Below are 23,786 nucleotides of genomic sequence, written 5' to 3'. Positions count from 1 at the left end.
CAATCGAAGGCGGCGTTCTAAGGTATCGGCCCCCGAAAGTCCAGCCAGCTGAGCCGTTATCCCCTGCTACCCGTCATTCCCGACGGCCTTAAGCCGTTCATATTCGGGCGTGCCGCGCACCGTCTCGTGCCCGATGCCATGGGTCTGGGCGTACTGTTCGCGCACCCTGGCCTCGCGTTCGCCATAGAAGAAGGAGAGCAGCGCGAAGCGGCGCCCGCGCGTGACCGGCCGCACCTCATGCATCAGATAGCCCGAGAACAGCACCGCATCACCGGTTCCGGGACGGTAGAGATGCGGCCCAAACTCCGGGAACACCAGATGTCCGCCCTCATACTCCTCGGCGTTCAGATTGATCGTCATGGCGAAGGCGCGGTGGGATTCCGGCCCGGTGAAATCCCGGTGCGCCTTGAAATAGCCGCCGCCATCCTCGCCGTCATAGCAGGCAATGCAGAAGCGCTCGACCCGGCTGATCTGGTAGTGATAGGCGCGCGCCACCATCGGCACGATGCGCTGCGTGACGATGTCTCTCAGATTTACATAGAGCGGCGACTGGTTCGGCAGGAAATGATCGCGGCGGCGCTTGCGGCTGTGGTCGATATAGCCGACCAGCTTGCCCTTGCCGTCGCGCTCCATATAGCCGGACTCGGTATTGCCTTCCTGCTCCCAGGTCTCGATCAGCGTCCGGCAGAGCTGCCGGTCGATCACATTCGGCACCTGCAGCACCGGCGCGCATTGTTCGACCAGACGCGGGGCGGGCCGCGGCGGCAGCGCATCGATCCGCGCGAGTGTCCGCGCGACATGCGTCTTCGCATCGCCCAGCGGAATCCAGTCAATGACCCGCAGATTTTCGTCCAGCAGACAAACAGCCGGCGCATAGGACCAGTTGGCCATGACCGCGCCCGGGCCCGCACCCGGCGCCATCTGCCGCTGCGCCACGCCGAACAGGCTGCTGATCTTCATCTCCGCGTCCCACAGGGTGACGAAGTCCTGCCGTGCATCGATCAGCCGGGGTTGCTGCCGGTCACGCGGATCGACACTCACCCCGATGACACGGAAGCCCCGCGCCGCGAACTGCAGCCGCGCGGCGAAAAAGGCCTCCCACAGCTGCGCCATGAGCGGCGTTGCGAACGATCCGAAGAAAAAGACCGCAATCGGCTTGTCCGCGACCGAAGGAAAGAAGAAACGCGGATTGACCGTGGAATCGCAGGAAAACCAGGGAACGGGGTCGCCGGGTGCCAGCATGGCCTGTTCATACTCTCGTTGGCGGTAGGGAAAGGCCGGTTCAGCCGCGCCGCTCGGTTTCATGTTCGATATGCGTGGCATAAGCGTTCAGCACGGTTTCCGGCAGATCGCCGCTGAGCGCGAAGGCCAGCCGGCCGCTCTGCCAGTACACCATCGGCACGCCCTTCAGCTTGACTGGACGCGGCTCCAGATGCGCCGCCTTGCTGGGCACGGCAACGAACAGGGTGACGCGCTGGCCGCCATCGGCCTTCTCGAACACGAATTGCAGCGCCGTACCTTCATCCCAGGGGACCAGCTGCGCGCCGCGAACCAGCAACCCATCCAGCGAAAGCGCCCGTACCGGCAGGTCGGCCTGGTCATGCCGGGCGAGATAATTGACCAGCGTCATCGGCTCCGCACGCAGCACCTCTGACAGTGGCAGGTCGATTTCGGCGACCGTCTCATGCGCTTCGGACGCTTCATTGGCGAAGACCGGCAAGGCGGCGGTTGCCGGCAAGGTGGCCAAATCCCGTGCCCCCCAGCCCAGCGCGACCAGCAGGCAGGCGGCAATACTGCGCATCAGCCAGGGACGCGCATTCCGCAGCACCAGCGCCTGCGACAAGCGCCTGGACAGCCGTTCGGTGCGCAGCGGCTTCACCTGCATTTCCGCATCCAGATAGCGGGTGATCTCCAGCCGCTGCAGGGCGTAGGCGCGCACGCGTTCGGCCTCTTCCGGATGGGCGTCGAGATAGGTCTCGACAGCGCGCATCCGCTCTTCCTCCAGCCCGCCATCGATATAGGCGTGCAGATCGGTTTCACTGATCGAACGGTCGATGGGCGTTTCCATGTCTCACCTCACCAGTTTCAGCCCGCCCGGGCGTTTCTCGTCACGGTCCACCGCCTGCCGCAGGGCTTCACGGCCACGCGCCAGGCGCGACATCAGCGTGCCCAGCGGGATATCGAGGCGGGCGGCGGCCTCCTCGTAGGACAGGTCCTCAATGGTCACCAGCACCAGCACCTGGCGCTGCTCCTCCGGCAGGTCGTAGAGCGCCCTCAGCGTCTCATTCAGCTCCATCTGGGCGGCGGGCGTGCTCGGTGCCGAACGGGGCGGCTCCAGCAGCAGCCCGATATGGCGCAGTGCCCGCTCGCGCGACTGCGCACGGCGCATGCCGCTGGCATAGAGATTGTGCAGGATGCTGAACAGCCAGGGTCCGAGCGGCCGTGACGGGTCCCAGGAAGAAGACCGTTCGATGCCGCGCAGCAGGGTCTCCTGCACCAGATCCTCCGCCTCCTCCCGGCCACGGACCAGGCTGCGGGCATAGCGCCGCAACCGGTCGGTCTCTGTGGCAAGCAGATGGGAGAGGGAATGGCGCGGCATCGAACGGCTCAGGTCGGGTCGGGGAAACCGAAGGATAGCGCGGATTTCCTTCCGCACTCGTGAAGGTATACGCCTGAGCCCCTGCCTCTAATCCCGGCTGGATGCGATTTTTTTGCATTTTTCCTGCCCACGGGTGTACAGGCTTGACCCAAGGCACGGTCGGCGCAGGATCGACCTGAATGAAAGCGAGCTGAAGAACGCCCATGAACATGCTGATAGCAGTCGCGCTGGGCGGCGCGGTGGGCGCCGTGGCGCGCCACGAGGTGAACAGGCTGATGGGCCAGTGGCTGGGCACCGGCTTCCCATGGGGAACGCTGACGGTGAACCTGATCGGCTGCTTCCTGATCGGCGTGCTGGTCGAGGGGCTGGCGCTGAAGTTCCAGGCCTCGCCGGAGCTGCGCGGCTTCCTGGTCACCGGCTTCCTGGGCGCGCTGACCACTTTCTCCGCCTTCTCGCTGGATGTCGCCGTGCTGTCCGGGCGCGGTGCCTACGGGCCGGCCTTCCTCTATGTCGGCGCGTCGGTCATCGGTTGTCTGGCCGCCGTCTTCCTGGCCATGTATCTGACAAGGCAGGTGCTGTCATGAGCGGCGTCGAGACCCTGACCATCACGCCGGAGGATGCGGATACCCGCCTCGACCGCTGGTTCCGTAAGCATTATCCGGCGCTGGGCCATGGCCGGCTGGAAAAGCTGCTGCGCACCGGCCAGGTGCGCGTCGATGGCAAGCGCGTGAAGGCGAACCACCGGCTGGAGGCCGGGCAGGCCGTGCGGGTGCCGCCGCTGGGCGACCTCGACTCCGCGCCGCCGCCGAAGACAGCGCCGCGCCCGAAAGCCGATGCGAAGCTGGAGGCGATGCTGCGCGACGCCGTGCTGTACCGCGATGACGAGGTGCTGGCGATCAACAAGCCGGCCGGCCTTGCCGTGCAGGGCGGTACCGGCATGACCACCCATATCGATGCGCTGCTGGACGCGCTGACCTTCGATGCGAAGGAACGGCCGCGCCTGGTCCACCGGCTGGACAAGGACACCAGCGGCGTGCTGCTGCTGGCGCGCACGGCGGCGGCGGCGCGCTGGCTGACCGCGGCCTTCCGCGCCAAGGATGCGGAAAAGCTGTACTGGGCGATTACGGCGGGCATCCCGAAGCCGCGCGAGGGCCGCATCGACCTGCCGATCGCCAAGCTGCCCGGCAAGCGCGGCGAGAAGATGGATATCGACGAGGAAGAGGGCAAGCGCTCGATCACCGACTTCATGGTGGTGGAGGCCGTCGGCAAGCAGGCCGCCTTCGTCGCCATGCGCCCGGTCACCGGCCGCACGCACCAGCTGCGCGTGCACATGCAGGCCATCGGCACGCCGATCCAGGGCGACGGCAAATATGGCGGGCAGGCGGCCCTGCTGGCCGGCGACGGGCTGTCGCGCAAGCTGCACCTGCATGCGCGGCAGATCACGCTGAAGCGGCCGAACGGCAAGACCCTGACCGTCACCGCGCCGCTGCCGCCGCACATGGCGCAGAGCTGGGCCTTCTTCGGCTTCTCCGAACCGAAAGGCTCCCCCTTCGAGCCTCTGGCGTAGGACGCAGGAGCGGCATACCCTCGGCAGCAGTTCCATCTCCGGAACAGTCTCAACCGAGGAAACCATGTCCAGCTACACCCTCTACGGTACCTTCCTGTCCATGCCCTGCGTGAAGGCCGGGCTGATGCTCGACCTGTGCGGCCTGCCCTATGACTACAAGCACGTCAATCTGCGTGCCGGCGAGAGCAAGACGCCCGACTTCCTGAAGCTCAACAAATGGGGCCAGGTGCCGGTGCTGGTCGCCGATGGCACGCCGATGACCCAGTCCGGCGCGATCCTGCTGGAGCTGGCGGCAAAGACCGGCAAGTTCGATGGCGCCAATGCGGAGGAGAAGCGCCAGGTCCGCGAATGGCTGTTCTGGGAGGCTGACCTGTTCTACCCCGGCATCGCCGCCACCCGCGCCCAGCGCCTGTTCTACAACGGCCCGGCCGAAGTGATCGCCTTCTTCAAGGGCCGGGGCGAGCGCGCGCTCGGGATGCTGAACGAGGCGCTGACCGGCAAGGACTATCTGGTCGGCAAGAATCCGACCGTCGCCGATATCGCCTGCTATGTCACCGCCGCCTATGCCAGCGATGCAGAGCTGTCGTTGGATGCCTATCCGGCCATCCAGGCCTGGATGAAGCGTATGGCGGCCCTGCCCGGCATGAAGACCCCGCAGGAGGCGCTGCCGAAACCGGCAGCCTAATCGGCCTCGACCAGTTCCGCCTTGGGAGCCGCTGCCGGCATACGGTCAACGCATTCCCAGGGCGGCATCGGGCTGAAGCGCGCGACCATGAAGTCGATGAACGCCCGCACCTTGATCGACAGGTGGCGCGAGGACGGAAACACCGCCTGGATCACCGTGTCAGGTACAGTGTAGTCCGGCAGCACCGGCACCAGCCGTCCGGCGATCAGATGGTCGCAGACCATGTAGCTGGGCAGCACCGCCAGCCCGCCACCGGCGAGGCAGGCGGCCAGCACACCCTCCACAGAATTCAGCTGGATATCGCCCAGCAGGTGCAGCGAGCGGACCTCATCCCCGCGCGTCAGGGTCAGGTCCAGCAGCGGCGAGCCGGGCGGCATCGTCACCAGCGCGTGCTGTTCGATGTCCGATGGCGTGACAGGCAGGCCGTGCCGGGCGATATAGTCCGGCGCCGCGTAGATCTTGCGGTGGTTGGAGGCCAGCTTGCGCGCCACCAGGCTGGAATCGCGCAGGTTGGCGATGCGGATGGCGAGGTCGAACCGCTCCGCCACTAGATCGACCACCCGGTCCTCCAGGAACATCTGCACCACCACCTCCGGGTGCTGCGCCCGGAAATCCGGCAGCGCCGGGGCCAGATGGCGCTGGCCGAAACTGATCGGCGCGGAGACGCGCAGCACGCCGCGCGGCGCGCCTTCCATGCGGCTGACCATGCCGTCCGCCTCCTCCAGATCGCCCAGCAGCCGCGCCGTGCGCTCGTAATAGGCTTCGCCGGCCTCGGTCAGGCTGACGCGGCGCGTGGTACGGTTCAGCAGTCGCGCGCCCAGCTCCTCCTCCAGCGCCGCCAGATTCTTGCTAATGGCGGAGGGCGACAGCGCCAGCTTGCGGCTGGCGCCAATCAGGCTTTCTTCCTCCACGACCGCATTGAAGATGCGCAAGGCGAGAAAACGATCCATCGCTTTATTTCCCTAATGGAAATTAATCGGCCACATTTCAGCGGATTATCATTTAAGTGGCAATGAATAATCTTGGGGACAGGCATCTTCCCGCCAGCCACCGACAGGAGGAAGAGATGAGCACACCCCGCATTATCATCCTTACCGAGTACCCCACGCCAGAAATCGTGGCAGCCCATATCCGCCATGCCCATCATTTGCGTGCCGAGACCAGCGCGCAATGGCTGCGCTCAATCGGCCAGCACATCAGGCGGCTGTTTTCTCCCCGGCAGCGCATCGCCGTGAAGCGCCCGCTGCCGCCGCTGTCCCTGCCGCGTATCGCTTCTTTCTGAGGCGGGGGCTGAAGCGGGTGGGCCGCACCAATATCAGCGTGCGGCCCATGCGCGCAGCGCACTTGCCGGGGATGGCCGCGCCGCGCTAGTGCTAGCGGCATGAGCAAGAACTTCCCTGATGCGTCGCCCGAGACGCTGGCCGCCCAGGCGCTTGGTTTCGTCGAGCCCCTGACCGGCGCCGTCACCCCGCCCGTCTATATCGCCAGCACCTATGAGCGCGAGGCGGACCTGACCTACGCCCGCGGCCATATCTATGGCCGGCCGGACAACCAGACGGTCCGCCTGGCCGAGGGCGTGCTGACCAAGCTGGAGAACGGGACTGCCAGCCTGCTGGTGGCGTCCGGCATGTCGGCGGCGACCGGCATCTTCATGGCGCTGAAGCCCGGCGACACCGCGCTGGTGCCGGAAGTGATGTACTGGGGCGTGCGCAAATGGCTGAACGAATGGGGCGCCGAATGGGGCGTGAAGATCGTCTATTACCAGAATGACGACATGGCCGCGCTGAAGGCGCTGACCGAACAGCACCGCCCGGCGCTGATCTGGGCGGAAACGCCCTCCAACCCAATGTGGACGGTGACCGACCTGGCCGAGGCGGCGCGCATCGCCCATTCCGTGGGTGCTAAGCTGGCGGTCGATTCGACGGTCGCCACGCCGGTGCTGTCGCGCCCGCTGGAGCATGGCGCCGATCTCGTCATGCATTCGGCCACGAAATACATCAACGGCCACAGCGACGTGATCGCCGGCGCCATCGTCACCGCCAAGGAGGATGATTTCTGGCGCCGCATCGTCGCCATCCGCAAGGATGTCGGCACCATCATCGGCCCGTTCGAGGCCTGGCTGCTGCTGCGCGGCATGCGCACCCTGCACATCCGCGTGCGCGCCGCCAGCGCCAACGCCATGGCCATCGCCCAGCATTTCGAGAAGCACCCCAAGCTGGAACGGATGCTTTATCCGGGACTGCCCGCGCACCCCGGCCATGCCATCGCTGCGCGCCAGATGAGCGGCGGCTTCAGCGGCATGCTGTCGATGCGGGTGAAGGGCGGCGAGCAGAAGGCCATCGCCCTGGCCGCCAACCTGAAGCTGTTCAAGCGCGCCACCTCGCTGGGCGGCGTGGAGAGCCTGGTGGAGCATCGCCGCTCCATCGAGGGCGATACCAGCCCAGTGCCCGGCGACCTGCTGCGCTTCTCCGTCGGCATCGAGAAGATCGAGGACCTGATCGCCGATCTGGAACAGGCGCTGGCGGCGATCTGAGGCCCAAGCCCCTTACACCCTGTTTGTCATTGCCGGGCTTGACCCGGCAATCCAGGGGCCACGTCCTGAGACGTTTCAGGCAGAGCACCGCCCCTGGACCCCCGGGTCAAGCCCGGGGGTGACGATGGGAGCTGTAGGTTAGGTGCTGGTCAAACCGCTCAGCCCAGCCCTTTTTCCAGGAAGGCGGACAGGCGGGTGGCGAAGCCCCTGGCATCGCGCAGCGGCTCGCCTTCCAGGATGCGGGCCTGATCGAGCAGCAGCAGGGCGGCATCGTCGATGCTGGCCTCGCCGCCCTTCGCCGCCACATGGGCCGCCAGCTTGCGGATCACCGGATGGGCGGGGTTCACCTCCAGGATGCGCTTGAAGCTGTTGTCGAGCTGCTTGTGCTGGCGCAGCAGCCGCTCCAGATGCATGTCCATGTCGCCCTCGTCGGCGACCAGGCAGACCGCACTGTCGGTCAGCCGTTCGGAGGCGCGGACATCCTTCACCTCGTCCTTCAGCGCCAGTTGCATCAGCGCGACCAGGCTGCCGACATCGTCCTTGCTGTCGGCCTCCTCCTTCTTCTCCGCGTCCGACTTCTCGGCACCCTTCACCTTGGCCAGGTCGGTGCCGCCGCGGGTGACCGACTTGAACTTGTGCCCCTCATACTCGACGACCGAGGGAATCCAGAACTCGTCGATCGGGTCGGTCAGCAGCAGCACCTCAACGCCCTTGGCGCGGAAGCCTTCCAGCTGCGGGCTTTCCAGCAGGGCCGCCGCATCCTCGCCGGTGATGTAGAAGATGGTGTCCTGACCTTCCTTCATGCGGCCGGCATAGTCGGCAAGGCTGACCAGCCCGTCACCATTGCTGGAACGGAAGCGCGCCAGCTTCAGCAACTGCTCGCGGTCGCTGCCATGCTCGCTGTAGAGCCCTTCCTTCAGCACCGGGCCGAAATTCTCCCAGAAGCCTGAGTAAGCCTCCGGCTCCTTCTCGGCCTTCTTCTGCAGCTCGCCCAGCACGCGCTTTACGATACCCTGGCGGATTTTCTGCACCACGGGGCTCGCCTGCAGCATCTCGCGGCTGACGTTCAGCGGCAGATCTTCGGAATCCACCACGCCGCGCAGGAAGCGCAGATATTCCGGCACCAGTTCCTGGCAATCGTCGGTGATAAAGACGCGGCGCACATAGAGCTTCACCCGGCTCTTGCGCTCCGGATGGAACAGGTCGAACGGGCGCGATCCCGGCACGAACAGCAGGCCGGTGTAGGAGATCAGCCCCTCGGCCTGCCAGTGCAGCGTCTCCCACGGCTCATCGAAGGCGTGGGCGGCGTGGTGATAGAATTCCTTGTATTCCTCCGGCGTGATCTCGCTCTTGGAGCGCGTCCACAGCGCGGAGGCGCGATTCAGCGTCTCGGTCTTGTCGCCCTCGACCAGCCGGATCGGGATGGCGATATGATCGGAGTAGCGCTTCACGATCTGGCGCAGCCGGTCGGCCTCCAGATATTCCTCGCTGCCTTCGCGCAGATGCAGCGTGATCAGGGTGCCGCGCCCGGCCTTCTCGCTCTGCTGGATGGTGAAGTCGCCGCGCCCGTCGGAGGTCCATAGCCAGGCGGCCTCCTCCCCCGCCTTGCGGGTCAGCACCTCGACCTTCTCGGCCACCATATAGGCGGAATAGAAACCGACGCCGAACTGGCCGATCAGGTTGGTGTCCTTCTTGGCGTCGCCGCTAAGCTCGCCAACGAAAGCCGCCGTGCCGGAGCGCGCAATGGTGCCCAGATTGGCGATCAGCTCGTCCCGGTCCATGCCGATGCCATTGTCCGAGATGGTGAGCGTGCGCGCCTTCGCGTCAGTAGTGAGCGTGATCGCGAACGCCGCGTCATCGCCCAGCAATTCGCCCTTGGTGAGCGCCAGATAGCGCAGCTTGTCGCAGGCATCCGAGGCGTTGGAGACCAGTTCGCGCAGGAAGATTTCCTTCTCGCTGTAGAGCGAGTTCACGACGATATCGAGGAGGCGGCTGACTTCCGCCTGGAAGGAGAGCTTTTCTGCCGACATGACCGTTTTTCTGTTCTTGCTGTTGGTGGAAAAGGATGCGGCAGATATGTGAACTGAAAGGCTGGCTGCAAGCCCCTGCGGATGATGGGGGCATATGCACGGGATGAGGGGGATAAACGAAAAGGGCGCCCCGAAGGACGCCCTTTTTTGCGTAATTGCCTGTGTGCCGGCCTTAGGCGGCGACCGCCTCAGCCTCGTCAGCGCCCATCACCGGGCCGCTGTCCTGGCCCTTGGCCTCCGGATCGCGGTCCACCAGCTCGATGATCGCCATCGGGGCGGCATCGCCATAGCGGAAGCCAGCCTTCAGCACGCGGGTGTAGCCACCCGGACGCTCCGAATAGCGCTGGCCCAGCGTCTCGAACAGCTTGGCCGTGGTGGCATCGTCGCGCAGGAAGGCGAAGACCTGACGGCGGGCATGGATGCCGCCGCGCTTGCCCAGCGTGATCAGCTTCTCGACCACGGGGCGCAGCTCCTTGGCCTTCGGCAGCGTCGTCTTGATCTGCTCGTGCTTGATCAGTGCTGCCGCCATGTTGCTGAACATCGCCTGACGGTGCGACGAAGTGCGATTGAGCTTCCGACCGCTCTTACCGTGACGCATTTCTAAAACTCCCTCGCGACGGCTTCCCGCCGTTGCTTCTGAAACCCGGCCGGGGATGTACCGCCAACCGCGACCTAACGCAAGACTGAAACCGGCTTAGTAGGGCTCTTCCAGCCGCTTCGCCAGTTCCTCGATGTTCTCCGGCGGCCAGTTCGGAATTTCCATGCCGAGGTGCAGGCCCATCTGCGACAGCACTTCCTTGATCTCGTTCAAGGACTTGCGGCCGAAGTTCGGGGTCCGCAGCATCTCGGCCTCGGTCTTCTGAACCAGATCGCCGATATAGACGATATTGTCGTTCTTCAGGCAGTTGGCCGAGCGGACCGACAGTTCCAGCTCGTCCACCTTGCGCAGCAGGTTCTTGTTGAACGGCAGTTCCGAGGATTCCTCCTCCGAGCCGCGCGCCTGCGGCTCCTCGAAGTTGATGAACAGCTGCAGCTGGTCCTGCAGGATGCGGGCAGCCAGGGCCACCGCGTCCTCAGGCGTCACCACGCCGTTCGTCTCCAGCACCATGGACAGCTTGTCATAGTCCGTGGTCTGGCCGACGCGGGTGTTCTCCACCTTGTAGGAGACCTTGCGCACCGGGCTGAAGATGGCATCGACCGGGATCAGACCGATCGGTGCATCCTCGGCGCGGTTGGCCGACGACGGGACATAGCCCTTGCCGGTCTCCACGGTCAGCTCCATCACCAGATGCGCATCGGCATCCAGCGTGCAGATATGCAGGTCCGGATTCATGATCTCGATGTCGGCACCGGTCTCGATCATGCCGGCAGTCACCTCGGCCGGCCCGTCGACGCGCAGGCGCATCTTCTTCGGGCCTTCCGCATGCATCCGCAGGGCCAGCGCCTTGATGTTCAGGACGATGTCCGTCACATCCTCACGCACGCCCGGGATCGAGGAGAACTCGTGCAGCACGCCATCCACATGGATGGCGGTCACGGCCGCGCCCTGCAGCGAGGACAGCAGCACGCGGCGCAACGCGTTGCCGAGCGTCAGGCCGAAGCCACGCTCCAGCGGCTCGGCGACAATGGTTGCCTGCCGGTCCGCGTCGCCGCCCTGCTGGACGTCGAGCTTGTTCGGTTTGATCAATGCCTGCCAGTTCTTCTGGATCACTGGAGCAACCTCACACAATCTGTGTCAAAAGCGGGCTTCCTTGCTAACACTGACGCGGCCGTCTTTCTTGAAGCAACGGCCGCGGCAGGAAACCCGGAGAAAATGGCCTCGATCAGACCCGGCGCCGCTTGGGCGGCCGGCAGCCATTATGCGGGATCGGGGTCACGTCGCGGATCGACATGATCTGCAGACCAAGCGACTGCAGCGCCCGCAGCGCCGACTCACGACCGGAGCCCGGACCCTTGACCTCGACGTCGAGGGTCCGCATGCCATGCTCCTGGGCCTTCCGGCCCGCATCCTCAGCCGCCATCTGGGCAGCATAGGGGGTGGACTTACGGGAACCCTTGAAGCCCATCATGCCAGCCGACGACCAGGAGATCGCGTTGCCCTGGGCATCGCTGATCGTGATCATCGTGTTGTTGAAGGAGGCGTTCACGTGCGCCACGCCAGAGGAGATATTCTTGCGCTCTTTGCGGCGGCGCTGCTGCGGCTGCTTGGCCATAATTCTTGCGTCCTTCCAGTCTTACTTCTTCTTGCCGGCGATCGGACGCGCCGGGCCCTTGCGGGTGCGGGCGTTCGTGTGGGTCCGCTGACCGTGCACCGGCAGCCCCTTGCGATGACGCAGGCCGCGATAGCAGCCGAGGTCCATCAGGCGCTTGATGTTCATCGCGGTCTCACGGCGCAGATCGCCTTCGACAATGAAATCGGCGTCGATGGTCTCGCGGATGCGCAGAACCTCGTCGTCGGTCAGTTCGTTCACGCGGCGCTCGAAGGGAATGCTGAGCTTGGAGCACAGTTCCTTCGCCTTGGTGCGGCCAATGCCGTGAATGTAGGTAAGGGCGATTTCCACACGCTTCTGCGTCGGAATGTTCACGCCAGCAATACGAGCCACGAGACCTGCTCCTTAAACAACAGACAGGGGCTGAACATCAGCCCTGATTTCAGACACGACAAACGGTACGGAAGCTGCGCAACCGAGGGCGCGGATTATACGGCCCTTCGATCCGGAGTCAACCAATACCGTCACCCAATAATCGCCTCGATCTGACGAGTGACCTCGTCGATCTCCGCCATGCCATCGACCGCCTTCAGCACGCCCTTGCCCCGATAGTAGGGCAAGATCGGCGCGGTCTGGTCACGATAGGCAACGAGGCGCGCGCGCACCGTTTCCTCATTGTCGTCGGCGCGGCGCTTGAACTCGGTGCTGCCGCAGCTGTCGCACACGCCCTCGACCTTCGGCTTCTGGAACCGGTCGTGATAGCCGGCACCGCACTTGGCGCAGCTGTACCGGCCGGTCACGCGCTCCACCAGCGCCTCTTCATCGACCTTCATCTCGATCACATGGTCGAGCTTCAGGCCCTTCTCGGCCAGCATACCGTCCAACGCCTCGGCCTGGGCCGTGGTGCGCGGAAAGCCGTCCAGGATGAAACCGTTCTTGCAGTCCGGCTGGGAGATGCGGTCGGCGATCATCGCAATCATGATGTCGTCGGACACCAGCTTGCCGGCATCCATGATCGCCTTGGCCTTCTTGCCCACCTCGGTGCCGGCGCTGACAGCAGCGCGCAGCATGTCACCGGTGGACAGCTGGACAAGCCCATGCTTGTCCTGCAGACGCCGTGCCTGGGTTCCCTTCCCAGCGCCCGGCGCCCCCAGCAGTATCAGATTCATCCCCGCCTCCCCCGAAGCTTCGACTTCTTGATCAGCCCTTCATACTGGTGTGCCAGCAGGTGGGACTGTATTTGACCGACTGTATCCATGGTCACCGTGACCACGATCAGCAGGCTGGTGCCGCCGAAATAGAACGGCACGGCATACTGGCTGATCAGCAGCTCCGGCAGGATACAGACGATAGCAAGATAGGCAGCGCCAACGACGGTCAGCCGGGTCAGCACATAGTCGAGATAATCGGCCGTGTTCTTGCCCGGACGGATGCCGGGGATGAAGCCGCCATGCTTGCGCAGGTTCTCCGCCGTGTCCGCCGGGTTGAAGACGATCGCCGTATAGAAGAAGGCGAAGAACACGATCAGGAAGATATACAGCGCCATGTACAGCGGCTGGCCATGGCCCAGCAGGCTGGTCACGGTGCTCATCCAGGCCGGGCCCTGGCCCGCCGTGAAGTTCGCCAGCGTGATCGGCAGCAGCAGCAGCGACGAGGCGAAGATCGGCGGAATGACGCCCGAAGTGTTGAGCTTCAGCGGCAGGTGCGAGGTGTCGCCGCCATACATCTTGGCGCCGACCTGGCGCTTGGGATACTGCACCAGGAGACGGCGCTGCGCGCGCTCCATGAAGCAGACGAAGGCGATGACCGCCACCGCGCCGAGCAGCAGCAGGATGATCAGGCCGGCCGACAGCGCACCGGTACGGCCCAGTTCCAGCGTGTTCACCAGGGCAGCCGGCAGGTTGGCGACAATGCCCGCGAAGATGATCAGCGAGATGCCATTGCCGATGCCGCGCGCGGTGATCTGCTCGCCCAGCCACATCAGGAAGATGGTGCCGCCGACCAGCGTGATGACCGCGGTCACGCGGAAGAACCAGCCCGGATCCACCACGGCGGAACCGGCCGAACCGCTCATCCCCTCAAGCCCAACCACGATGCCGAAGGCCTGAGCGGTCGCCAGCACCACCGTCAGATAACGGGTGTACTGGTTGATCTTCTTACGGCCTGACTCGCCTTCCTTCTTCAGCGCCTCAAGCGTCGGCGATACCGCCGTCATCAGCTGCAGAATGATGGAGGCCGAGATGTACGGCATGATGTTCAGGGCGAAGATCGTCATGCGCCCCAGCGCACCGCCGGCGAACATGTCGAACATGCCCAGAATACCGCCGGAATTCTGTCGGAAGATTTCCGCCAGAATCACCGGGTCAATACCGGGAATCGGGATATAGGTGCCGAGACGGTAGACGATCAGCGCACCCAGCGTGAACCAGATGCGCTTCTTCAGTTCCGTCGCCTTGGAGAAGGCGCCGAAATTGATCTGAGAGGCGAGCTGTTCGGCGGCAGAGGCCATGAGGCGTTACTCGCTCGCGGCCGGCGCGGACGCCTCCGGGAGCGTGACGGAGCCGCCGGCCTTCTCAACGGCGGCCAGCGCCGTCTTGGAAGCCCGGTCCACGGCCAGCTTCACCTTGGCCTTCAGCTCGCCCTTCGCCAGCAGGCTGACCTTGTCGCCAGCGCTGCGGATCAGGCCGGCACCGGCCAGCGCAGCCGCGTCGATGTCCTTCTTGGCGTCCAGCTTGCCATCGTCGATGGCGGCCTGCAGGCGGCCCAGGTTTACGACCTGGTACTCCAGCTGCGAGCGGGAGCGGAAGCCGCGCTTCGGGATGCGGCGCTCCAGCGGCATCTGACCGCCTTCGAAGCCCTTGATCGCCACGCCGGTACGCGCACCCTGGCCCTTGTGGCCACGGCCCGACGTCTTGCCGAGGCCCGAACCGATGCCCCGGCCGAGGCGCTTGCGGCCCTTGCGGGCCCCTTCATTGTCGCGAATCTCGTTCAGCTTCATGATGACGTATCCCTGGAGCGAAGGCGCTCAATCCTAAATGGTCTTTCGCGGCCTGGAAGGCCACGGGAAAATTCTTCCCGAGAACCGGAGGCCCCGCCGGTCTTGCGGCGGGGCGGAACCGGTATCAGGCTGTGGGTTCGACCCGCACGAGATGATGCACCTTGGCGATCATGCCGCGCACCGCCGGAGTATCCTCCAGCTCGCGGGTGCGGTTCATCTTGTTCAGGCCCAGGCCAACCAACGTCGCGCGCTGGTCCTTCTCGCGGCCGATCGGGCTACCGATCTGCGTCACGCGGAGGGTGGCGGCGGCCGCCTTCTTCTTCGTCGCCATCTATCTTACTCCTGCAGAGCGGCTTCCGCCGAATCGGCGTCCGCCTTGTCGCCACGGCCCAGAATGTCGGACACGCGCTTGCCGCGACGTGCCGCCACCTGGCGCGGCGAATAGATGTGCTTCAGCGCCTCGAAGGTCGCCCGGATCATGTTGTGCGGGTTGGAGGTGCCGACCGACTTGGCCACCACGTCCTGCACGCCCAGCGCTTCCAGAATGGCACGCATCGGACCGCCGGCGATGATGCCGGTACCGGCCGGCGCCGCGCGCAGCACGACATTGCCGGCGCCATAATGGCCGAACACGTCATGATGCAGGGTGCGGCCCTCGCGCAGCGGCACGCGGACCATGGTGCGGCGCGCCATTTCCGTTGCCTTGCGGATGGATTCCGGAACCTCGCGCGCCTTGCCGGTGCCGAAGCCGACCCGGCCACGGCCATCGCCGACGACGACCAGGGCAGCGAAGCCGAAACGACGGCCGCCCTTCACCACCTTCGCGACGCGATTGATGCCGACCAGCTTCTCGATCAGATCGGACTCTTCCCGATCCCGATCCCGGTCCCGGCCGCGCTCTTCTCTCTGCCCACGTGCCATCTTCAGGCCCTTCCGTATTCCTAGTCTCGGCTCAGAACGACAAGCCGGCCTCACGGGCGGCGTCGGCCAGGGCCTTCACACGTCCATGATAGATATAGCCGCCACGGTCGAACACCACGGTGGTGACGCCCGCCTTCAGCGCGCGCTCCGCGATCAGCTTGCCAACTTCCTTGGCCGCATCGATCGTCGCACCGGTCTTCAGCTTCTCGCGCAGATCCTTCTCGATCGTCGAGGCCGACGCCAGGGTCACCCCCTGGGAGTCGTCGATGATCTGCACATAAATCTGCTTGCTGGAACGGAACACCGACAGGCGCGGGCGCCCGCTCGACTTCTTCCGCAGCTGCGAGCGCACCCGCATCTTGCGCCGTTCATAAAGCTCATTCGCCTTCCGCATTGGGAGGATCCTTACCGTTCTTTCAAGCCTTACTTCTTCTTGCCTTCCTTGCGCAGGATCACCTCGTCGGCGTAGCGCACGCCCTTGCCCTTATAGGGCTCGGGGCCGCGATAGGCGCGAATTTCCGAGGCGACCTGGCCGACCAGCTGCTTATCGGCGCCGCTGATCTCAACCTGGGTCGGCGCAGGGCACACAATCTTGATCCCCTCGGGGATCGGATGCCGCACCGGATGGCTGAAGCCGAGGCTCAGCACCAGGTCCTTGCCCTCGACGGCGGCACGATAACCAACGCCGGTAATTTCCAGCTTCTTGGTCCAGCCCTCGCTGACCCCGACCACCATGTTGCGGACGAGGTTGCGGGTGGTGCCCCAGAGCGACCGGGACTCCTTGCTGTCATTCGCCGGCTTCACATCGACGGAACCGTCGGTGACGCTGACGCTGACCAGGTTGGTCACGTACGGCACGCTGAGCTGGCCCAGCTTGCCCTTGGTCGTGATCGTTCCGTCGGCGACCTTAACCTCGACGCCGCTGGGAACGGAGACCGGATTTTTCCCTACGCGAGACATGACACTCCGCCTTCCTTAGAACACGCGGCAGAGGACTTCGCCGCCGACATTGGCAGCGCGGGCCTCATGATCGGACATCACGCCACGCGGGGTCGACAGGATCGAAATCCCCAGGCCGTTATAGACCTGCGGCAGTTCCTTGATCCGCGAATAGACGCGGCGGCCCGGCTTCGACACGCGGCTGATCTCGTTAATGACCGGCGCGCCGTCGTGATACTTCAGCTCGATGCGGATCTCGCGCACGCCGGGGCGCACATCGAGTTCCTCGAAGCCGCGAATATAGCCTTCGCTCTTCAGCACGTTCAGAACATTCAGCCGGAGACGCGAGGACGGGCTCACGACGCTCGTCTTACGTGCCTGCTGCGCATTCCGAATGCGGGTCAGCATATCCCCCAAGGGATCACTCATCGACATGTGACCGCCCTCTCTCTACCAGCTCGACTTGACCATACCGGGGATCTGCCCGGTGGAGGCCAGATCGCGCAACGCAATGCGCGACATTTTCAGTTTGCGATAGAACGCCCGCGGACGCCCGGTAACTTCGCAGCGGTTGCGCACGCGCGTCGGCGCGCTGTTGCGCGGCATCTGAGCCAGCTTCAGGCGGGCGGCGAACCGCTCCTCCATCGGCAGGCTCTGATCGTCGGCAATCGCCTTCAGGCGGGTCCGCTTCGCGGCATAGCGCTGGGCCATCTGGGCCCGACGCTTGTTCTTCTCGATTGCACTCTTCTTAGCCATCGTCTTTCGCCTCCGCCCGTCAGTTCTTGGTGAACGGCATATTGAAGCCGTTCAGAAGCTCGCGGGCTTCCTCGTCCGTCTTCGCGGTGGTGCAGATCACGATATCCATGCCGCGGATATCATCGACCTTGTCGTAATCGATTTCCGGGAAGACGATCTGCTCTTTCAGGCCCAGCGCGTAATTGCCGCGCCCATCGAAGCTCTTCGTCGGCACGCCGCGGAAGTCGCGGACGCGCGGCAGGGCGATCGTAATCAGCCGATCCAGGAATTCATACATGCGCTCGCGCCGCAGGGTGACCTTGCAGCCGATCGGCATGCCGTCACGCAGCTTGAAGCCGGCAATCGACTTCTTGGCGCGGGTGATGACCGGCTTCTGGCCGGTGATCAGGGCCATCTCCGAAGCCGCCTGCTGGACCTTCTTGGAGTCCTGCACCGCCTCGCCGACACCCATATTGATCACGATCTTGTCCAGGCGCGGCACGGAGAACGGGTTATCGTACCCGAACTTCTCCTGCAGGCTCTTTCGGATCGTGCTCTCGTACTGCTCTCGCAACCGGGTCATGGCCTTGGTCCTCACGCGTCGATGACTTCGCCGGAGCGCCTGGCGAAGCGCACCTTGCGGCCATCATCGAGAATCTTGAAACCGACGCGGGTCGGCTTGTCTTCCTTCGGGTCGATATGGGCGACGTTGGAGATGTGCAACGCCGCTTCCTTCTCGACAATCCCGCCCTGGCTCGTCTGGGTGGCGCGCTGATGGCGCTTCACCATGTTGACGCCCTGGACCAGCACACGATTCTCCGTGCGCAGCACGCGCAGCACTTCGCCGCGCTTGCCCTTGTCCTTGCCGGTCAGGATGACGACCTGGTCGCCCTTCTTGATCTTGAACTTTTCGGCCATCACAGCACCTCTGGCGCCAGCGAGACGATCTTCATGAACTTCTTGGCCCGCAGCTCTCGCACCACCGGACCGAAGATACGGGTGCCGATCGGCTCGCCCTGCTTGTTGATCAGCACGGCGGCGTTACGGTCGAAGCGGATCACCGTGCCATCGACACGGCGCACGTCCTTGGCGGTACGCACGATGACGGCGCGATGCACGTCGCCCTTCTTCACACGGCCGCGCGGGATCGCCTCCTTGACCGAGACGACGATGATATCCCCGACCGACGCAAACCGACGCTTCGAACCGCCCAGCACCTTGATGCACTGCACACGGCGCGCGCCGGAATTGTCGGCCACTTCTAGGTTGGTCTGAACCTGGATCATTTCTTCGTCCTCGATCCCTTAGGCGCCCGCGCCCAGCTCGTCGGATACGACGCGCCAGCGCTTGTTCTTGGAGATCGGCCGGCACTCCTCGATCTTCACCAGATCGCCGACCTTCAACCGATTCTCCTCGTCATGCGCATGGTACTTCTTGGAGCGCGTGATGAATTTCTTATAGACCGGGTGCATAACGCGACGATCGACCTGTACGACGACGGTCTTGTCGTTCGCGTCACTGACCACGGTGCCCTGCAATTGACGCCTCGGCATCTTCTAACTCCCGCCCTTTTCCGGGCTCACGCCGCGCCAGCGCCGGCCTGGCGCTGGTGCAGAATGGTCTTGATCTGCGCGATGGTGCGACGCACCTGACGGACGCGCGCGGTGTTCTCAAGCTGGCCGCTTGCCTTCTGGAAGCGCAGGTTGAACGCCTCCTTGCGCAAATCGACCAGCTGCTGCTTCAGCTCGTCCTCGCTCTTGGCGCGAATATCGGACGCCTTCATTTTTTAGCCCTCCTCGCCCAGGCGAGTCACGAAACGGGTGCGGATCGGCAGCTTCGCGGCCGCCAGTTCGAAGGCCCGCTCCGCAAGATCGCGCGGCACGCCGTCCAGTTCGAACATGATCCGGCCCGGCTTCACACGGCACGCCCAGTATTCCGGCGTACCCTTACCCTTACCCTGACGAACCTCGGCCGGCTTCTTGGAGACCGGGACGTCCGGGAAGATGCGGATCCACACCCGGCCCTGACGGCGGATATGGCGGGTGATCGCGCGGCGAGCCGCCTCGATCTGACGCGCGGTCACGCGCTCCGGCTCCATGGCCTTCAGGCCAAAGGCGCCGAAATTCAGCGTCGTGCCACCCTTGGCCGCGCCATGGATACGGCCCTTGAAGGCCTTGCGATACTTGGTCCGCTTCGGTTGCAACATGATACGTTACCCGTTTCTTCTCGCGTTCCGTTCCGCCTTAGCGCGACGCCGGCTGCGCATCAGCCTGGCGCTTGTCCTGGGCGTAGGGGTCATGCCCAAGGATTTCGCCCTTGAACACCCAGACCTTCACGCCGCAGGTGCCATAGGTCGTCTTCGCCGTGGCCGTGCCATAGTCAACTTCCGCGCGCAGCGTGTGCAGCGGAACCCGCCCTTCGCGGTACCATTCGGTCCGGGCGATCTCGGCGCCGCCGAGGCGGCCGCCACAGTTGATCCGGATTCCCAGCGCGCCCAGACGCATGGCCGACTGCACCGCGCGCTTCATGGCACGGCGGAAGGCGACGCGGCGTTCCAGCTGCTGCGCAATGCTCTCCGCGATCAGGCGGGCATCGATCTCCGGCTTGCGGATTTCGACGATGTTCAGGTTCACCTCGTTACCGGTCTGGCCCTGCAGGTCAGCACGCAGCTTGTCGATGTCCGAGCCCTTCTTGCCGATCACCACGCCCGGACGGGCGCTGTGGATGGTGATACGGGCCTTCTTGGCCGCACGCTCGATGATCACCTTGCTGACGCCGGCCTGGGCCAGGCGGTCATGCAGGTAGGTGCGCAGGCGCAGGTCCTGGTGCAGCAGGTCGGCGTAACCGCGATCCGCGAACCAGCGCGAATCCCACGTCCGGTTGATGCCGAGCCGCAGCCCGATCGGATTGACTTTATGGCCCATTACGCCAACTCCTCGCGTTCGCTGACCACGATCGTCACGTGGCTGAAGGGCTTCTCGACGCGCCCGGCGCGACCGCGCGCACGGGCATGGAACCGCTTCATCACCAGGCCGCGACCAACGGTCGCTTCCTTAACGTAGAGCCGGTCCACATCGAGCTGATGGTTGTTCTCAGCATTGGCGATGGCCGACTGCAGAACCTTCTTCACATCGCCGGAAATCCGGCGGTTCGAGAAGGTCAGAGCGTTCAGCGCCTTCGCCGCATCCATGCCGCGGATCATCTGGGCGACGATGTTCAGCTTCTGCGGGCTGACGCGCAGATTGCGCAGCACCGCCTTCGCCTCATTGTCGGCCAGAACGCGTTCCCGTGCCTGCTTGCCCATCGTTAACCCCTCTTCGCCTTCTTGTCGGCAGCGTGACCGTAGAAGGTACGGGTCGGCGAGAACTCGCCGAACTTGTGACCGACCATGTTCTCGGTCACGAGCACGGGCACGAATTTCTGGCCGTTGTACACGCCAAAGGTCAGGCCGACGAACTGCGGCAGGATCGTGCTGCGCCGGGTCCAGATCTTAATGACCTCGTTCCGGCCCGACGCGCGCGCCTTATCCGCCTTCTTGAGAAGGTAGCCGTCGATGAACGGACCCTTCCAAACAGAGCGAGCCACGTCTGCTCTCCTTTACTTCTGATACCGGCGGCGAACGATCATGCCGTCGGTCTTCTTGTTGTTTCGAGTCCGCCGGCCCTTGGTCGGCTTGCCCCACGGAGTGACCGGATGACGACCGCCCGAGGTACGGCCTTCACCACCGCCATGCGGATGATCGATCGGGTTCATGGCAACGCCACGCACCGACGGGCGACGGCCCAGCCAGCGGTTACGGCCAGCCTTGCCCTTGTTGATGTTCTGCTGGTCCGGGTTGGACACGGCACCCATCGTCGCCATGCACTCGCCGCGCACCTGGCGCAGTTCGCCGGAAGCCATGCGCAGCACCACATTGGCGCCGTCGCGGCCGACGATCTGGCAGTAGCTGCCGGCGGAACGGGCGATCTGGCCGCCACGGCCCGGCTTCAGCTCGACATTGTGCACCACGGTGCCGACCGGAATGTAGCGCAGCTGCGCCGCATTGCCCGGCTTGATGTCCGTGCGCAGGCCCGAGACAACCACGTCGCCGGCCTTCACGCGCTGCGGCGCCAGGATGTAGGCGAGCTCGCCATCCTCGTACTTGATCAGCGCGATGAAGGCGGTGCGGTTCGGGTCATATTCCAGCCGCTCAACAGTGGCCGGCATGTCGAACTTGCGCCGCTTGAAGTCGACCAGACGATAGCGGCGCTTGTGACCGCCGCCCCGCTGGAAAGCGGTGATGCGGCCGTAATTGTTGCGCCCGCCGGTCTTGGTCAGACCTTCGGTCAGCTGCTTGACCGGCTTGCCCTTCCACAGATCGCTGCGGTCAACAACGACCAGCTGGCGCTGCGAGGGCGTAGTCGGCTTAAAGGATTTCAGTGCCATGGTCTCAGACCCCGGTGGTCACGTCGATGGAATGACCCTCGACCAGGGTCACGATCGCCTTCTTGGTGTCGCTGCGCTGGCCGACGATGCCACGGAAACGCTTCACCTTGCCCTTCTGGCGCAGCGTGTTCACGGCATCCACCTTCACCTCGAACAGGGTCTCGACTGCGACCTTGATCTCCGGCTTGGTGGCGGTCAGCGGCACCCGGAACGCAACCTGGTTGTGCTCGGACACCCGGGTTGCCTTCTCGGTGATGATCGGGGAGCGGATGATCTCGTACATCTGCTCCTTGCTCAGCTTCACCTCTTTGGTGTTGCGCGGCTTCAGGCTGCTCATTTCAGACGCGCCTCCAGCGCTTCGATGGCGTTCTTCGTCAGCACAAGCGTGTCGCGCCGCAGAATGTCGTAAACATTGGCGCCGATCTGCGGCAGCACATCGATCCCGATCAGGTTCGAGGCGGCCTTCTTCAGATTCTCGTCCACCGCGCCATCGACGATCAGGGCCGAGGTGATGCCCAGCTTCTCCAGCTGCGCCTTCAGCTCCTTCGTCTTCGGCTCGGACAGCTTGGCGTCGTCGAGGACGATCAGCTTCTCGTCCTTCAGCTTCGCGGCCAGCGCCGTCTTCAGGCCCAGCTTGCGGACCTTCTTCGGCAGATCGTAGCCGTGATCGCGGACCACCGGACCGAAGATCGTCGCACCGCCGCGGAACTGCGGCGAACGGGTGCTGCCCTGGCGGGCGCGACCGGTGCCCTTCTGCTTGTAGGGCTTCTTCGTGGTACCGGCGATCTCGCTGATACCCTTGGTCTTGTGGTTGCCGGAACGGCGCTTGGCAAGCTGCCAGTGCACCACGCGCGACAGCAGGTCGGCCCGGACATCGACGCCGAAGACGGCCTCGTCCAGTTCGATCGCGCCGACGTCGGCGGCTTCAAGGTTCTTGACCGTGACCTTCATCGTCTCAGTCCTTGTTCTCGGGCGCTTCGGCGCCATCATTCTCGGCCTCAGTGACGGCCGGGGTTTCAGCCGGCGTCTCCGCAGGCGCTTCCGCAGTAGCGGCCTCGATCAGCTTCGCCGGGAAGGGCAGGCCCTCCGGCAGCTTCGCCTTCACCGCGTCGCGGACCAGCACCCAGCCGCCCTTGGAACCGGGGATGGCACCCTTGACCAGGATCAGACCGCGATCCTCGTCGCTGGCAACCACTTCCAGGCTCTGAGTGGTCACCCGGACATCGCCCATGTGACCGGCCATCTTCTTACCCTTGAAGACGCGGCCCGGATCCTGGCGCTGACCGGTCGAACCATGCGAGCGGTGCGAGATCGACACGCCGTGCGTTGCCCGCAGACCGCCGAAATTGTGCCGCTTCATGACGCCAGCGAAGCCCTTGCCGATGCTGGTGCCCGTCACATCGACCTTCTGGCCGGCGACGAAATGCGCGGCAGAGATCTCCTGGCCCGGCTCCAGCAGCGCGTCGGCGCTGACGCGGAACTCGGCCAGCTTCTTGCGCGGCTCCACATTGGCCTTCGCGAAATGGCCGCGATTGGCCTTCGAGACGTTCTTCACCTTGGCCTTCCCGACACCGAGCTGCACGGCGTTGTAGCCGTCCTTCTCCTCGGTGCGGACGGCAACCACCTGGCAGCCATCGATCTTCAGAACGGTGCAGGGGATATGGCTCCCCTCCTCGTTGAAGACCCGCGTCATGCCCAGCTTCTGGGCGATCAATCCGGTACGCATCTTCCGCTACTCCCGGCCTTACAGCTTGATCTCGACGTCGACGCCGGCGGCCAGGTCGAGCTTCATCAGCGCGTCCACGGTCTGCGGAGTCGGATCGACGATGTCCAGAAGGCGCTTGTGCGTCCGCATCTCGAACTGTTCACGCGACTTCTTGTCGATGTGCGGGCCCCGCAGCACCGTAAACTTCTCGATTCGCGTCGGCAGAGGCACCGGGCCGCGAACGCGAGCACCCGTACGCTTCGCCGTGTTGACAATCTCCTTCGTGGACTGGTCCAGAAGTCGATGGTCAAACGCCTTCAGCCGAATGCGAATATTCTGCGTATCCATCATTTCACCCTTGGGCGCTCGGGCCCGTTCACAGCAAGACGCCGTTGCGCCCGAATATTACTCGACGACCTTGGCGACGACGCCGGCGCCG

General features: G+C 64.6%; 37 protein-coding genes. 5 read left to right on the top strand and 32 right to left on the bottom strand.

The window, feature by feature from the left end; all coding sequences use genetic code 11:
- Positions 1–66: 66 nt before the first annotated feature.
- The 3 genes from P24_RS13000 to P24_RS12990 are packed head-to-tail and all read right to left on the bottom strand — an operon-like array spanning position 67 to position 2,599.
- Positions 67–1,242, bottom strand: a complete 1,176-nt coding sequence (locus tag P24_RS13000) for a 2OG-Fe(II) oxygenase (RefSeq protein WP_008945194.1) — start codon at positions 1,240–1,242, stop codon at positions 67–69.
- Positions 1,243–1,282: 40 nt separating this feature from the next.
- Positions 1,283–2,068, bottom strand: a complete 786-nt coding sequence (locus P24_RS19305; RefSeq protein WP_008945193.1) for an anti-sigma factor family protein — start codon at positions 2,066–2,068, stop codon at positions 1,283–1,285.
- A 3-nt stretch (positions 2,069–2,071) separates the two neighbouring features.
- Entirely contained in the window at positions 2,072–2,599 is a 528-nt protein-coding gene (locus tag P24_RS12990; RefSeq protein ID WP_008945192.1) for a sigma-70 family RNA polymerase sigma factor, read from the bottom strand.
- Positions 2,600–2,802: 203 nt separating this feature from the next.
- Here P24_RS12990 and crcB point away from each other — a divergent pair, with 203 nt between their 5' ends.
- From crcB to P24_RS12975, 3 genes are all read left to right on the top strand, one after another.
- Positions 2,803–3,183 carry a fluoride efflux transporter CrcB gene (crcB, locus tag P24_RS12985; RefSeq protein WP_008945191.1) on the top strand — a complete coding sequence of 127 codons (381 nt, stop codon included), beginning with the start codon at positions 2,803–2,805 and terminating at the stop codon, positions 3,181–3,183.
- Positions 3,180–4,166 (top strand): RluA family pseudouridine synthase, encoded by a 987-nt coding sequence (locus P24_RS12980; RefSeq protein ID WP_008945190.1) that lies wholly within the window; start codon positions 3,180–3,182, stop codon positions 4,164–4,166. The genes crcB and P24_RS12980 overlap by 4 nt, the downstream gene beginning before the upstream one ends.
- A gap of 64 nt (positions 4,167–4,230) precedes the next feature.
- Complete coding sequence (locus tag P24_RS12975; protein ID WP_008945189.1) at positions 4,231–4,851, top strand: glutathione S-transferase family protein; 621 nt, start codon at positions 4,231–4,233, stop codon at positions 4,849–4,851.
- Here P24_RS12975 and P24_RS12970 read toward each other — a convergent pair.
- Positions 4,848–5,801: a LysR family transcriptional regulator gene (locus tag P24_RS12970; protein ID WP_008945188.1), complete on the bottom strand. Its 954-nt coding sequence runs from the start codon at positions 5,799–5,801 to the stop codon at positions 4,848–4,850. The two genes, P24_RS12975 and P24_RS12970, sit on opposite strands and share 4 nt — an antisense overlap.
- A 116-nt stretch (positions 5,802–5,917) precedes the next feature.
- Here P24_RS12970 and P24_RS12965 point away from each other — a divergent pair, with 116 nt between their 5' ends.
- Both P24_RS12965 and P24_RS12960 read left to right on the top strand, forming a co-directional pair.
- Positions 5,918–6,133 carry an RSP_7527 family protein gene (locus tag P24_RS12965; protein WP_008945187.1) on the top strand — a complete coding sequence of 72 codons (216 nt, stop codon included), beginning with the start codon at positions 5,918–5,920 and terminating at the stop codon, positions 6,131–6,133.
- Positions 6,134–6,232: 99 nt separating this feature from the next.
- On the top strand, positions 6,233–7,384 hold the full coding sequence (locus P24_RS12960) for a trans-sulfuration enzyme family protein (RefSeq protein ID WP_008945186.1): 1,152 nt from the start codon (positions 6,233–6,235) through the stop codon (positions 7,382–7,384).
- A 158-nt stretch (positions 7,385–7,542) separates the two neighbouring features.
- Here P24_RS12960 and htpG read toward each other — a convergent pair whose 3' ends face one another.
- From htpG to rpsJ, 28 genes are all read right to left on the bottom strand, one after another.
- Entirely contained in the window at positions 7,543–9,414 is a 1,872-nt protein-coding gene (gene htpG, locus P24_RS12955) for a molecular chaperone HtpG (RefSeq protein WP_008945185.1), read from the bottom strand.
- Positions 9,415–9,586: 172 nt separating this feature from the next.
- Positions 9,587–10,012, bottom strand: a complete 426-nt coding sequence (gene rplQ / locus P24_RS12950; protein ID WP_008945184.1) for a 50S ribosomal protein L17 — start codon at positions 10,010–10,012, stop codon at positions 9,587–9,589.
- Positions 10,013–10,108: 96 nt separating this feature from the next.
- Positions 10,109–11,125, bottom strand: a complete 1,017-nt coding sequence (locus P24_RS12945) for a DNA-directed RNA polymerase subunit alpha (protein WP_008945183.1) — start codon at positions 11,123–11,125, stop codon at positions 10,109–10,111.
- Between the two features lie 112 nt (positions 11,126–11,237).
- Positions 11,238–11,627 (bottom strand): 30S ribosomal protein S11, encoded by a 390-nt coding sequence (gene rpsK / locus P24_RS12940; protein WP_008945182.1) that lies wholly within the window; start codon positions 11,625–11,627, stop codon positions 11,238–11,240.
- Positions 11,628–11,648: 21 nt separating this feature from the next.
- A complete protein-coding gene (rpsM, locus tag P24_RS12935) occupies positions 11,649–12,017 on the bottom strand; it encodes a 30S ribosomal protein S13 (RefSeq protein WP_008945181.1) in 369 nt (122 codons plus the stop codon).
- A 131-nt stretch (positions 12,018–12,148) separates the two neighbouring features.
- Positions 12,149–12,793: an adenylate kinase gene (locus P24_RS12930; protein WP_008945180.1), complete on the bottom strand. Its 645-nt coding sequence runs from the start codon at positions 12,791–12,793 to the stop codon at positions 12,149–12,151.
- Positions 12,790–14,133 (bottom strand): preprotein translocase subunit SecY, encoded by a 1,344-nt coding sequence (gene secY, locus P24_RS12925; protein ID WP_008945179.1) that lies wholly within the window; start codon positions 14,131–14,133, stop codon positions 12,790–12,792. The genes P24_RS12930 and secY overlap by 4 nt, the downstream gene beginning before the upstream one ends.
- Before the next feature lie 6 nt (positions 14,134–14,139).
- Positions 14,140–14,622 (bottom strand): 50S ribosomal protein L15, encoded by a 483-nt coding sequence (gene rplO / locus P24_RS12920; protein WP_008945178.1) that lies wholly within the window; start codon positions 14,620–14,622, stop codon positions 14,140–14,142.
- A 124-nt stretch (positions 14,623–14,746) separates the two neighbouring features.
- On the bottom strand, positions 14,747–14,953 hold the full coding sequence (gene rpmD / locus P24_RS12915; RefSeq protein ID WP_008945177.1) for a 50S ribosomal protein L30: 207 nt from the start codon (positions 14,951–14,953) through the stop codon (positions 14,747–14,749).
- Between the two features lie 5 nt (positions 14,954–14,958).
- Complete coding sequence (gene rpsE, locus P24_RS12910; protein WP_008945176.1) at positions 14,959–15,543, bottom strand: 30S ribosomal protein S5; 585 nt, start codon at positions 15,541–15,543, stop codon at positions 14,959–14,961.
- A gap of 31 nt (positions 15,544–15,574) precedes the next feature.
- Complete coding sequence (rplR, locus tag P24_RS12905) at positions 15,575–15,937, bottom strand: 50S ribosomal protein L18 (protein ID WP_008945175.1); 363 nt, start codon at positions 15,935–15,937, stop codon at positions 15,575–15,577.
- 29 nt (positions 15,938–15,966) lie between these two features.
- Entirely contained in the window at positions 15,967–16,503 is a 537-nt protein-coding gene (gene rplF, locus P24_RS12900) for a 50S ribosomal protein L6 (RefSeq protein ID WP_008945174.1), read from the bottom strand.
- 15 nt (positions 16,504–16,518) lie between these two features.
- Positions 16,519–16,917 carry a 30S ribosomal protein S8 gene (rpsH, locus tag P24_RS12895; RefSeq protein ID WP_008945173.1) on the bottom strand — a complete coding sequence of 133 codons (399 nt, stop codon included), beginning with the start codon at positions 16,915–16,917 and terminating at the stop codon, positions 16,519–16,521.
- Positions 16,918–16,932: 15 nt separating this feature from the next.
- Positions 16,933–17,238 carry a 30S ribosomal protein S14 gene (gene rpsN / locus P24_RS12890; protein WP_008945172.1) on the bottom strand — a complete coding sequence of 102 codons (306 nt, stop codon included), beginning with the start codon at positions 17,236–17,238 and terminating at the stop codon, positions 16,933–16,935.
- 19 nt (positions 17,239–17,257) lie between these two features.
- Positions 17,258–17,800 (bottom strand): 50S ribosomal protein L5, encoded by a 543-nt coding sequence (rplE, locus tag P24_RS12885; RefSeq protein ID WP_008945171.1) that lies wholly within the window; start codon positions 17,798–17,800, stop codon positions 17,258–17,260.
- A gap of 11 nt (positions 17,801–17,811) precedes the next feature.
- Positions 17,812–18,135, bottom strand: coding sequence for a 50S ribosomal protein L24 (rplX, locus tag P24_RS12880; protein WP_008945170.1), 324 nt, complete (start codon positions 18,133–18,135; stop codon positions 17,812–17,814).
- The gene (rplN, locus tag P24_RS12875; RefSeq protein ID WP_008945169.1) at positions 18,135–18,503 is read right to left on the bottom strand and encodes a 50S ribosomal protein L14; all 369 of its coding nucleotides are present in this window, start codon (positions 18,501–18,503) and stop codon (positions 18,135–18,137) included. Before rplN ends, rplX begins: the two co-directional genes overlap by 1 nt.
- An 18-nt stretch (positions 18,504–18,521) precedes the next feature.
- On the bottom strand, positions 18,522–18,770 hold the full coding sequence (gene rpsQ / locus P24_RS12870) for a 30S ribosomal protein S17 (RefSeq protein ID WP_008945168.1): 249 nt from the start codon (positions 18,768–18,770) through the stop codon (positions 18,522–18,524).
- A gap of 26 nt (positions 18,771–18,796) precedes the next feature.
- Positions 18,797–19,000 (bottom strand): 50S ribosomal protein L29, encoded by a 204-nt coding sequence (rpmC, locus tag P24_RS12865; protein ID WP_008945167.1) that lies wholly within the window; start codon positions 18,998–19,000, stop codon positions 18,797–18,799.
- A 3-nt stretch (positions 19,001–19,003) separates the two neighbouring features.
- A complete protein-coding gene (gene rplP / locus P24_RS12860; RefSeq protein ID WP_008945166.1) occupies positions 19,004–19,423 on the bottom strand; it encodes a 50S ribosomal protein L16 in 420 nt (139 codons plus the stop codon).
- Between the two features lie 37 nt (positions 19,424–19,460).
- Positions 19,461–20,141: a 30S ribosomal protein S3 gene (rpsC, locus tag P24_RS12855; RefSeq protein ID WP_008945165.1), complete on the bottom strand. Its 681-nt coding sequence runs from the start codon at positions 20,139–20,141 to the stop codon at positions 19,461–19,463.
- The gene (gene rplV, locus P24_RS12850; RefSeq protein ID WP_008945164.1) at positions 20,141–20,521 is read right to left on the bottom strand and encodes a 50S ribosomal protein L22; all 381 of its coding nucleotides are present in this window, start codon (positions 20,519–20,521) and stop codon (positions 20,141–20,143) included. The genes rpsC and rplV overlap by 1 nt, the downstream gene beginning before the upstream one ends.
- A gap of 2 nt (positions 20,522–20,523) precedes the next feature.
- Positions 20,524–20,802, bottom strand: coding sequence for a 30S ribosomal protein S19 (gene rpsS, locus P24_RS12845; RefSeq protein WP_008945163.1), 279 nt, complete (start codon positions 20,800–20,802; stop codon positions 20,524–20,526).
- Between the two features lie 12 nt (positions 20,803–20,814).
- Complete coding sequence (gene rplB, locus P24_RS12840) at positions 20,815–21,642, bottom strand: 50S ribosomal protein L2 (protein ID WP_008945162.1); 828 nt, start codon at positions 21,640–21,642, stop codon at positions 20,815–20,817.
- A gap of 4 nt (positions 21,643–21,646) precedes the next feature.
- A complete protein-coding gene (locus P24_RS12835; protein WP_008945161.1) occupies positions 21,647–21,979 on the bottom strand; it encodes a 50S ribosomal protein L23 in 333 nt (110 codons plus the stop codon).
- Positions 21,976–22,593, bottom strand: coding sequence for a 50S ribosomal protein L4 (rplD, locus tag P24_RS12830; RefSeq protein ID WP_008945160.1), 618 nt, complete (start codon positions 22,591–22,593; stop codon positions 21,976–21,978). Before rplD ends, P24_RS12835 begins: the two co-directional genes overlap by 4 nt.
- Before the next feature lie 4 nt (positions 22,594–22,597).
- A complete protein-coding gene (gene rplC / locus P24_RS12825; RefSeq protein WP_040707687.1) occupies positions 22,598–23,368 on the bottom strand; it encodes a 50S ribosomal protein L3 in 771 nt (256 codons plus the stop codon).
- Between the two features lie 18 nt (positions 23,369–23,386).
- Entirely contained in the window at positions 23,387–23,695 is a 309-nt protein-coding gene (gene rpsJ, locus P24_RS12820) for a 30S ribosomal protein S10 (protein ID WP_008945158.1), read from the bottom strand.
- Positions 23,696–23,786 lie beyond the last annotated feature (91 nt).

The sequence above is a fragment of the Oceanibaculum indicum P24 genome (genome assembly GCF_000299935.1).
GTDB classification, from domain to species: Bacteria; Pseudomonadota; Alphaproteobacteria; order Oceanibaculales; family Oceanibaculaceae; genus Oceanibaculum; species Oceanibaculum indicum.
Note: the sequence above shows the minus strand (reverse complement) of the source record. Positions and strands in the feature narration are given on the sequence as shown.

What these genes read in the sequence shown, in the direction of transcription:
- P24_RS13000 (WP_008945194.1), bottom strand. Translation starts at nt 1,242, where the DNA reads ATGCTGGCACCCGGCGACCCCGTTCCCTGGTTTTCCTGCGATTCCACG.
- P24_RS19305 (WP_008945193.1), bottom strand. Translation starts at nt 2,068, where the DNA reads ATGGAAACGCCCATCGACCGTTCGATCAGTGAAACCGATCTGCACGCC.
- P24_RS12990 (WP_008945192.1), bottom strand. Translation starts at nt 2,599, where the DNA reads ATGCCGCGCCATTCCCTCTCCCATCTGCTTGCCACAGAGACCGACCGG.
- crcB (WP_008945191.1), top strand. Translation starts at nt 2,803, where the DNA reads ATGAACATGCTGATAGCAGTCGCGCTGGGCGGCGCGGTGGGCGCCGTG.
- P24_RS12980 (WP_008945190.1), top strand. Translation starts at nt 3,180, where the DNA reads ATGAGCGGCGTCGAGACCCTGACCATCACGCCGGAGGATGCGGATACC.
- P24_RS12975 (WP_008945189.1), top strand. Translation starts at nt 4,231, where the DNA reads ATGTCCAGCTACACCCTCTACGGTACCTTCCTGTCCATGCCCTGCGTG.
- P24_RS12970 (WP_008945188.1), bottom strand. Translation starts at nt 5,801, where the DNA reads ATGGATCGTTTTCTCGCCTTGCGCATCTTCAATGCGGTCGTGGAGGAA.
- P24_RS12965 (WP_008945187.1), top strand. Translation starts at nt 5,918, where the DNA reads ATGAGCACACCCCGCATTATCATCCTTACCGAGTACCCCACGCCAGAA.
- P24_RS12960 (WP_008945186.1), top strand. Translation starts at nt 6,233, where the DNA reads ATGAGCAAGAACTTCCCTGATGCGTCGCCCGAGACGCTGGCCGCCCAG.
- htpG (WP_008945185.1), bottom strand. Translation starts at nt 9,414, where the DNA reads ATGTCGGCAGAAAAGCTCTCCTTCCAGGCGGAAGTCAGCCGCCTCCTC.
- rplQ (WP_008945184.1), bottom strand. Translation starts at nt 10,012, where the DNA reads ATGCGTCACGGTAAGAGCGGTCGGAAGCTCAATCGCACTTCGTCGCAC.
- rpsK (WP_008945182.1), bottom strand. Translation starts at nt 11,627, where the DNA reads ATGGCCAAGCAGCCGCAGCAGCGCCGCCGCAAAGAGCGCAAGAATATC.
- P24_RS12930 (WP_008945180.1), bottom strand. Translation starts at nt 12,793, where the DNA reads ATGAATCTGATACTGCTGGGGGCGCCGGGCGCTGGGAAGGGAACCCAG.
- secY (WP_008945179.1), bottom strand. Translation starts at nt 14,133, where the DNA reads ATGGCCTCTGCCGCCGAACAGCTCGCCTCTCAGATCAATTTCGGCGCC.
- rplO (WP_008945178.1), bottom strand. Translation starts at nt 14,622, where the DNA reads ATGAAGCTGAACGAGATTCGCGACAATGAAGGGGCCCGCAAGGGCCGC.
- rpmD (WP_008945177.1), bottom strand. Translation starts at nt 14,953, where the DNA reads ATGGCGACGAAGAAGAAGGCGGCCGCCGCCACCCTCCGCGTGACGCAG.
- rpsE (WP_008945176.1), bottom strand. Translation starts at nt 15,543, where the DNA reads ATGGCACGTGGGCAGAGAGAAGAGCGCGGCCGGGACCGGGATCGGGAT.
- rplR (WP_008945175.1), bottom strand. Translation starts at nt 15,937, where the DNA reads ATGCGGAAGGCGAATGAGCTTTATGAACGGCGCAAGATGCGGGTGCGC.
- rplF (WP_008945174.1), bottom strand. Translation starts at nt 16,503, where the DNA reads ATGTCTCGCGTAGGGAAAAATCCGGTCTCCGTTCCCAGCGGCGTCGAG.
- rpsH (WP_008945173.1), bottom strand. Translation starts at nt 16,917, where the DNA reads ATGTCGATGAGTGATCCCTTGGGGGATATGCTGACCCGCATTCGGAAT.
- rpsN (WP_008945172.1), bottom strand. Translation starts at nt 17,238, where the DNA reads ATGGCTAAGAAGAGTGCAATCGAGAAGAACAAGCGTCGGGCCCAGATG.
- rplE (WP_008945171.1), bottom strand. Translation starts at nt 17,800, where the DNA reads ATGACCCGGTTGCGAGAGCAGTACGAGAGCACGATCCGAAAGAGCCTG.
- rplX (WP_008945170.1), bottom strand. Translation starts at nt 18,135, where the DNA reads ATGGCCGAAAAGTTCAAGATCAAGAAGGGCGACCAGGTCGTCATCCTG.
- rplN (WP_008945169.1), bottom strand. Translation starts at nt 18,503, where the DNA reads ATGATCCAGGTTCAGACCAACCTAGAAGTGGCCGACAATTCCGGCGCG.
- rpsQ (WP_008945168.1), bottom strand. Translation starts at nt 18,770, where the DNA reads ATGCCGAGGCGTCAATTGCAGGGCACCGTGGTCAGTGACGCGAACGAC.
- rpmC (WP_008945167.1), bottom strand. Translation starts at nt 19,000, where the DNA reads ATGAAGGCGTCCGATATTCGCGCCAAGAGCGAGGACGAGCTGAAGCAG.
- rplP (WP_008945166.1), bottom strand. Translation starts at nt 19,423, where the DNA reads ATGTTGCAACCGAAGCGGACCAAGTATCGCAAGGCCTTCAAGGGCCGT.
- rpsC (WP_008945165.1), bottom strand. Translation starts at nt 20,141, where the DNA reads ATGGGCCATAAAGTCAATCCGATCGGGCTGCGGCTCGGCATCAACCGG.
- rplV (WP_008945164.1), bottom strand. Translation starts at nt 20,521, where the DNA reads ATGGGCAAGCAGGCACGGGAACGCGTTCTGGCCGACAATGAGGCGAAG.
- rplB (WP_008945162.1), bottom strand. Translation starts at nt 21,642, where the DNA reads ATGGCACTGAAATCCTTTAAGCCGACTACGCCCTCGCAGCGCCAGCTG.
- P24_RS12835 (WP_008945161.1), bottom strand. Translation starts at nt 21,979, where the DNA reads ATGAGCAGCCTGAAGCCGCGCAACACCAAAGAGGTGAAGCTGAGCAAG.
- rplD (WP_008945160.1), bottom strand. Translation starts at nt 22,593, where the DNA reads ATGAAGGTCACGGTCAAGAACCTTGAAGCCGCCGACGTCGGCGCGATC.
- rplC (WP_040707687.1), bottom strand. Translation starts at nt 23,368, where the DNA reads ATGCGTACCGGATTGATCGCCCAGAAGCTGGGCATGACGCGGGTCTTC.
- rpsJ (WP_008945158.1), bottom strand. Translation starts at nt 23,695, where the DNA reads ATGGATACGCAGAATATTCGCATTCGGCTGAAGGCGTTTGACCATCGA.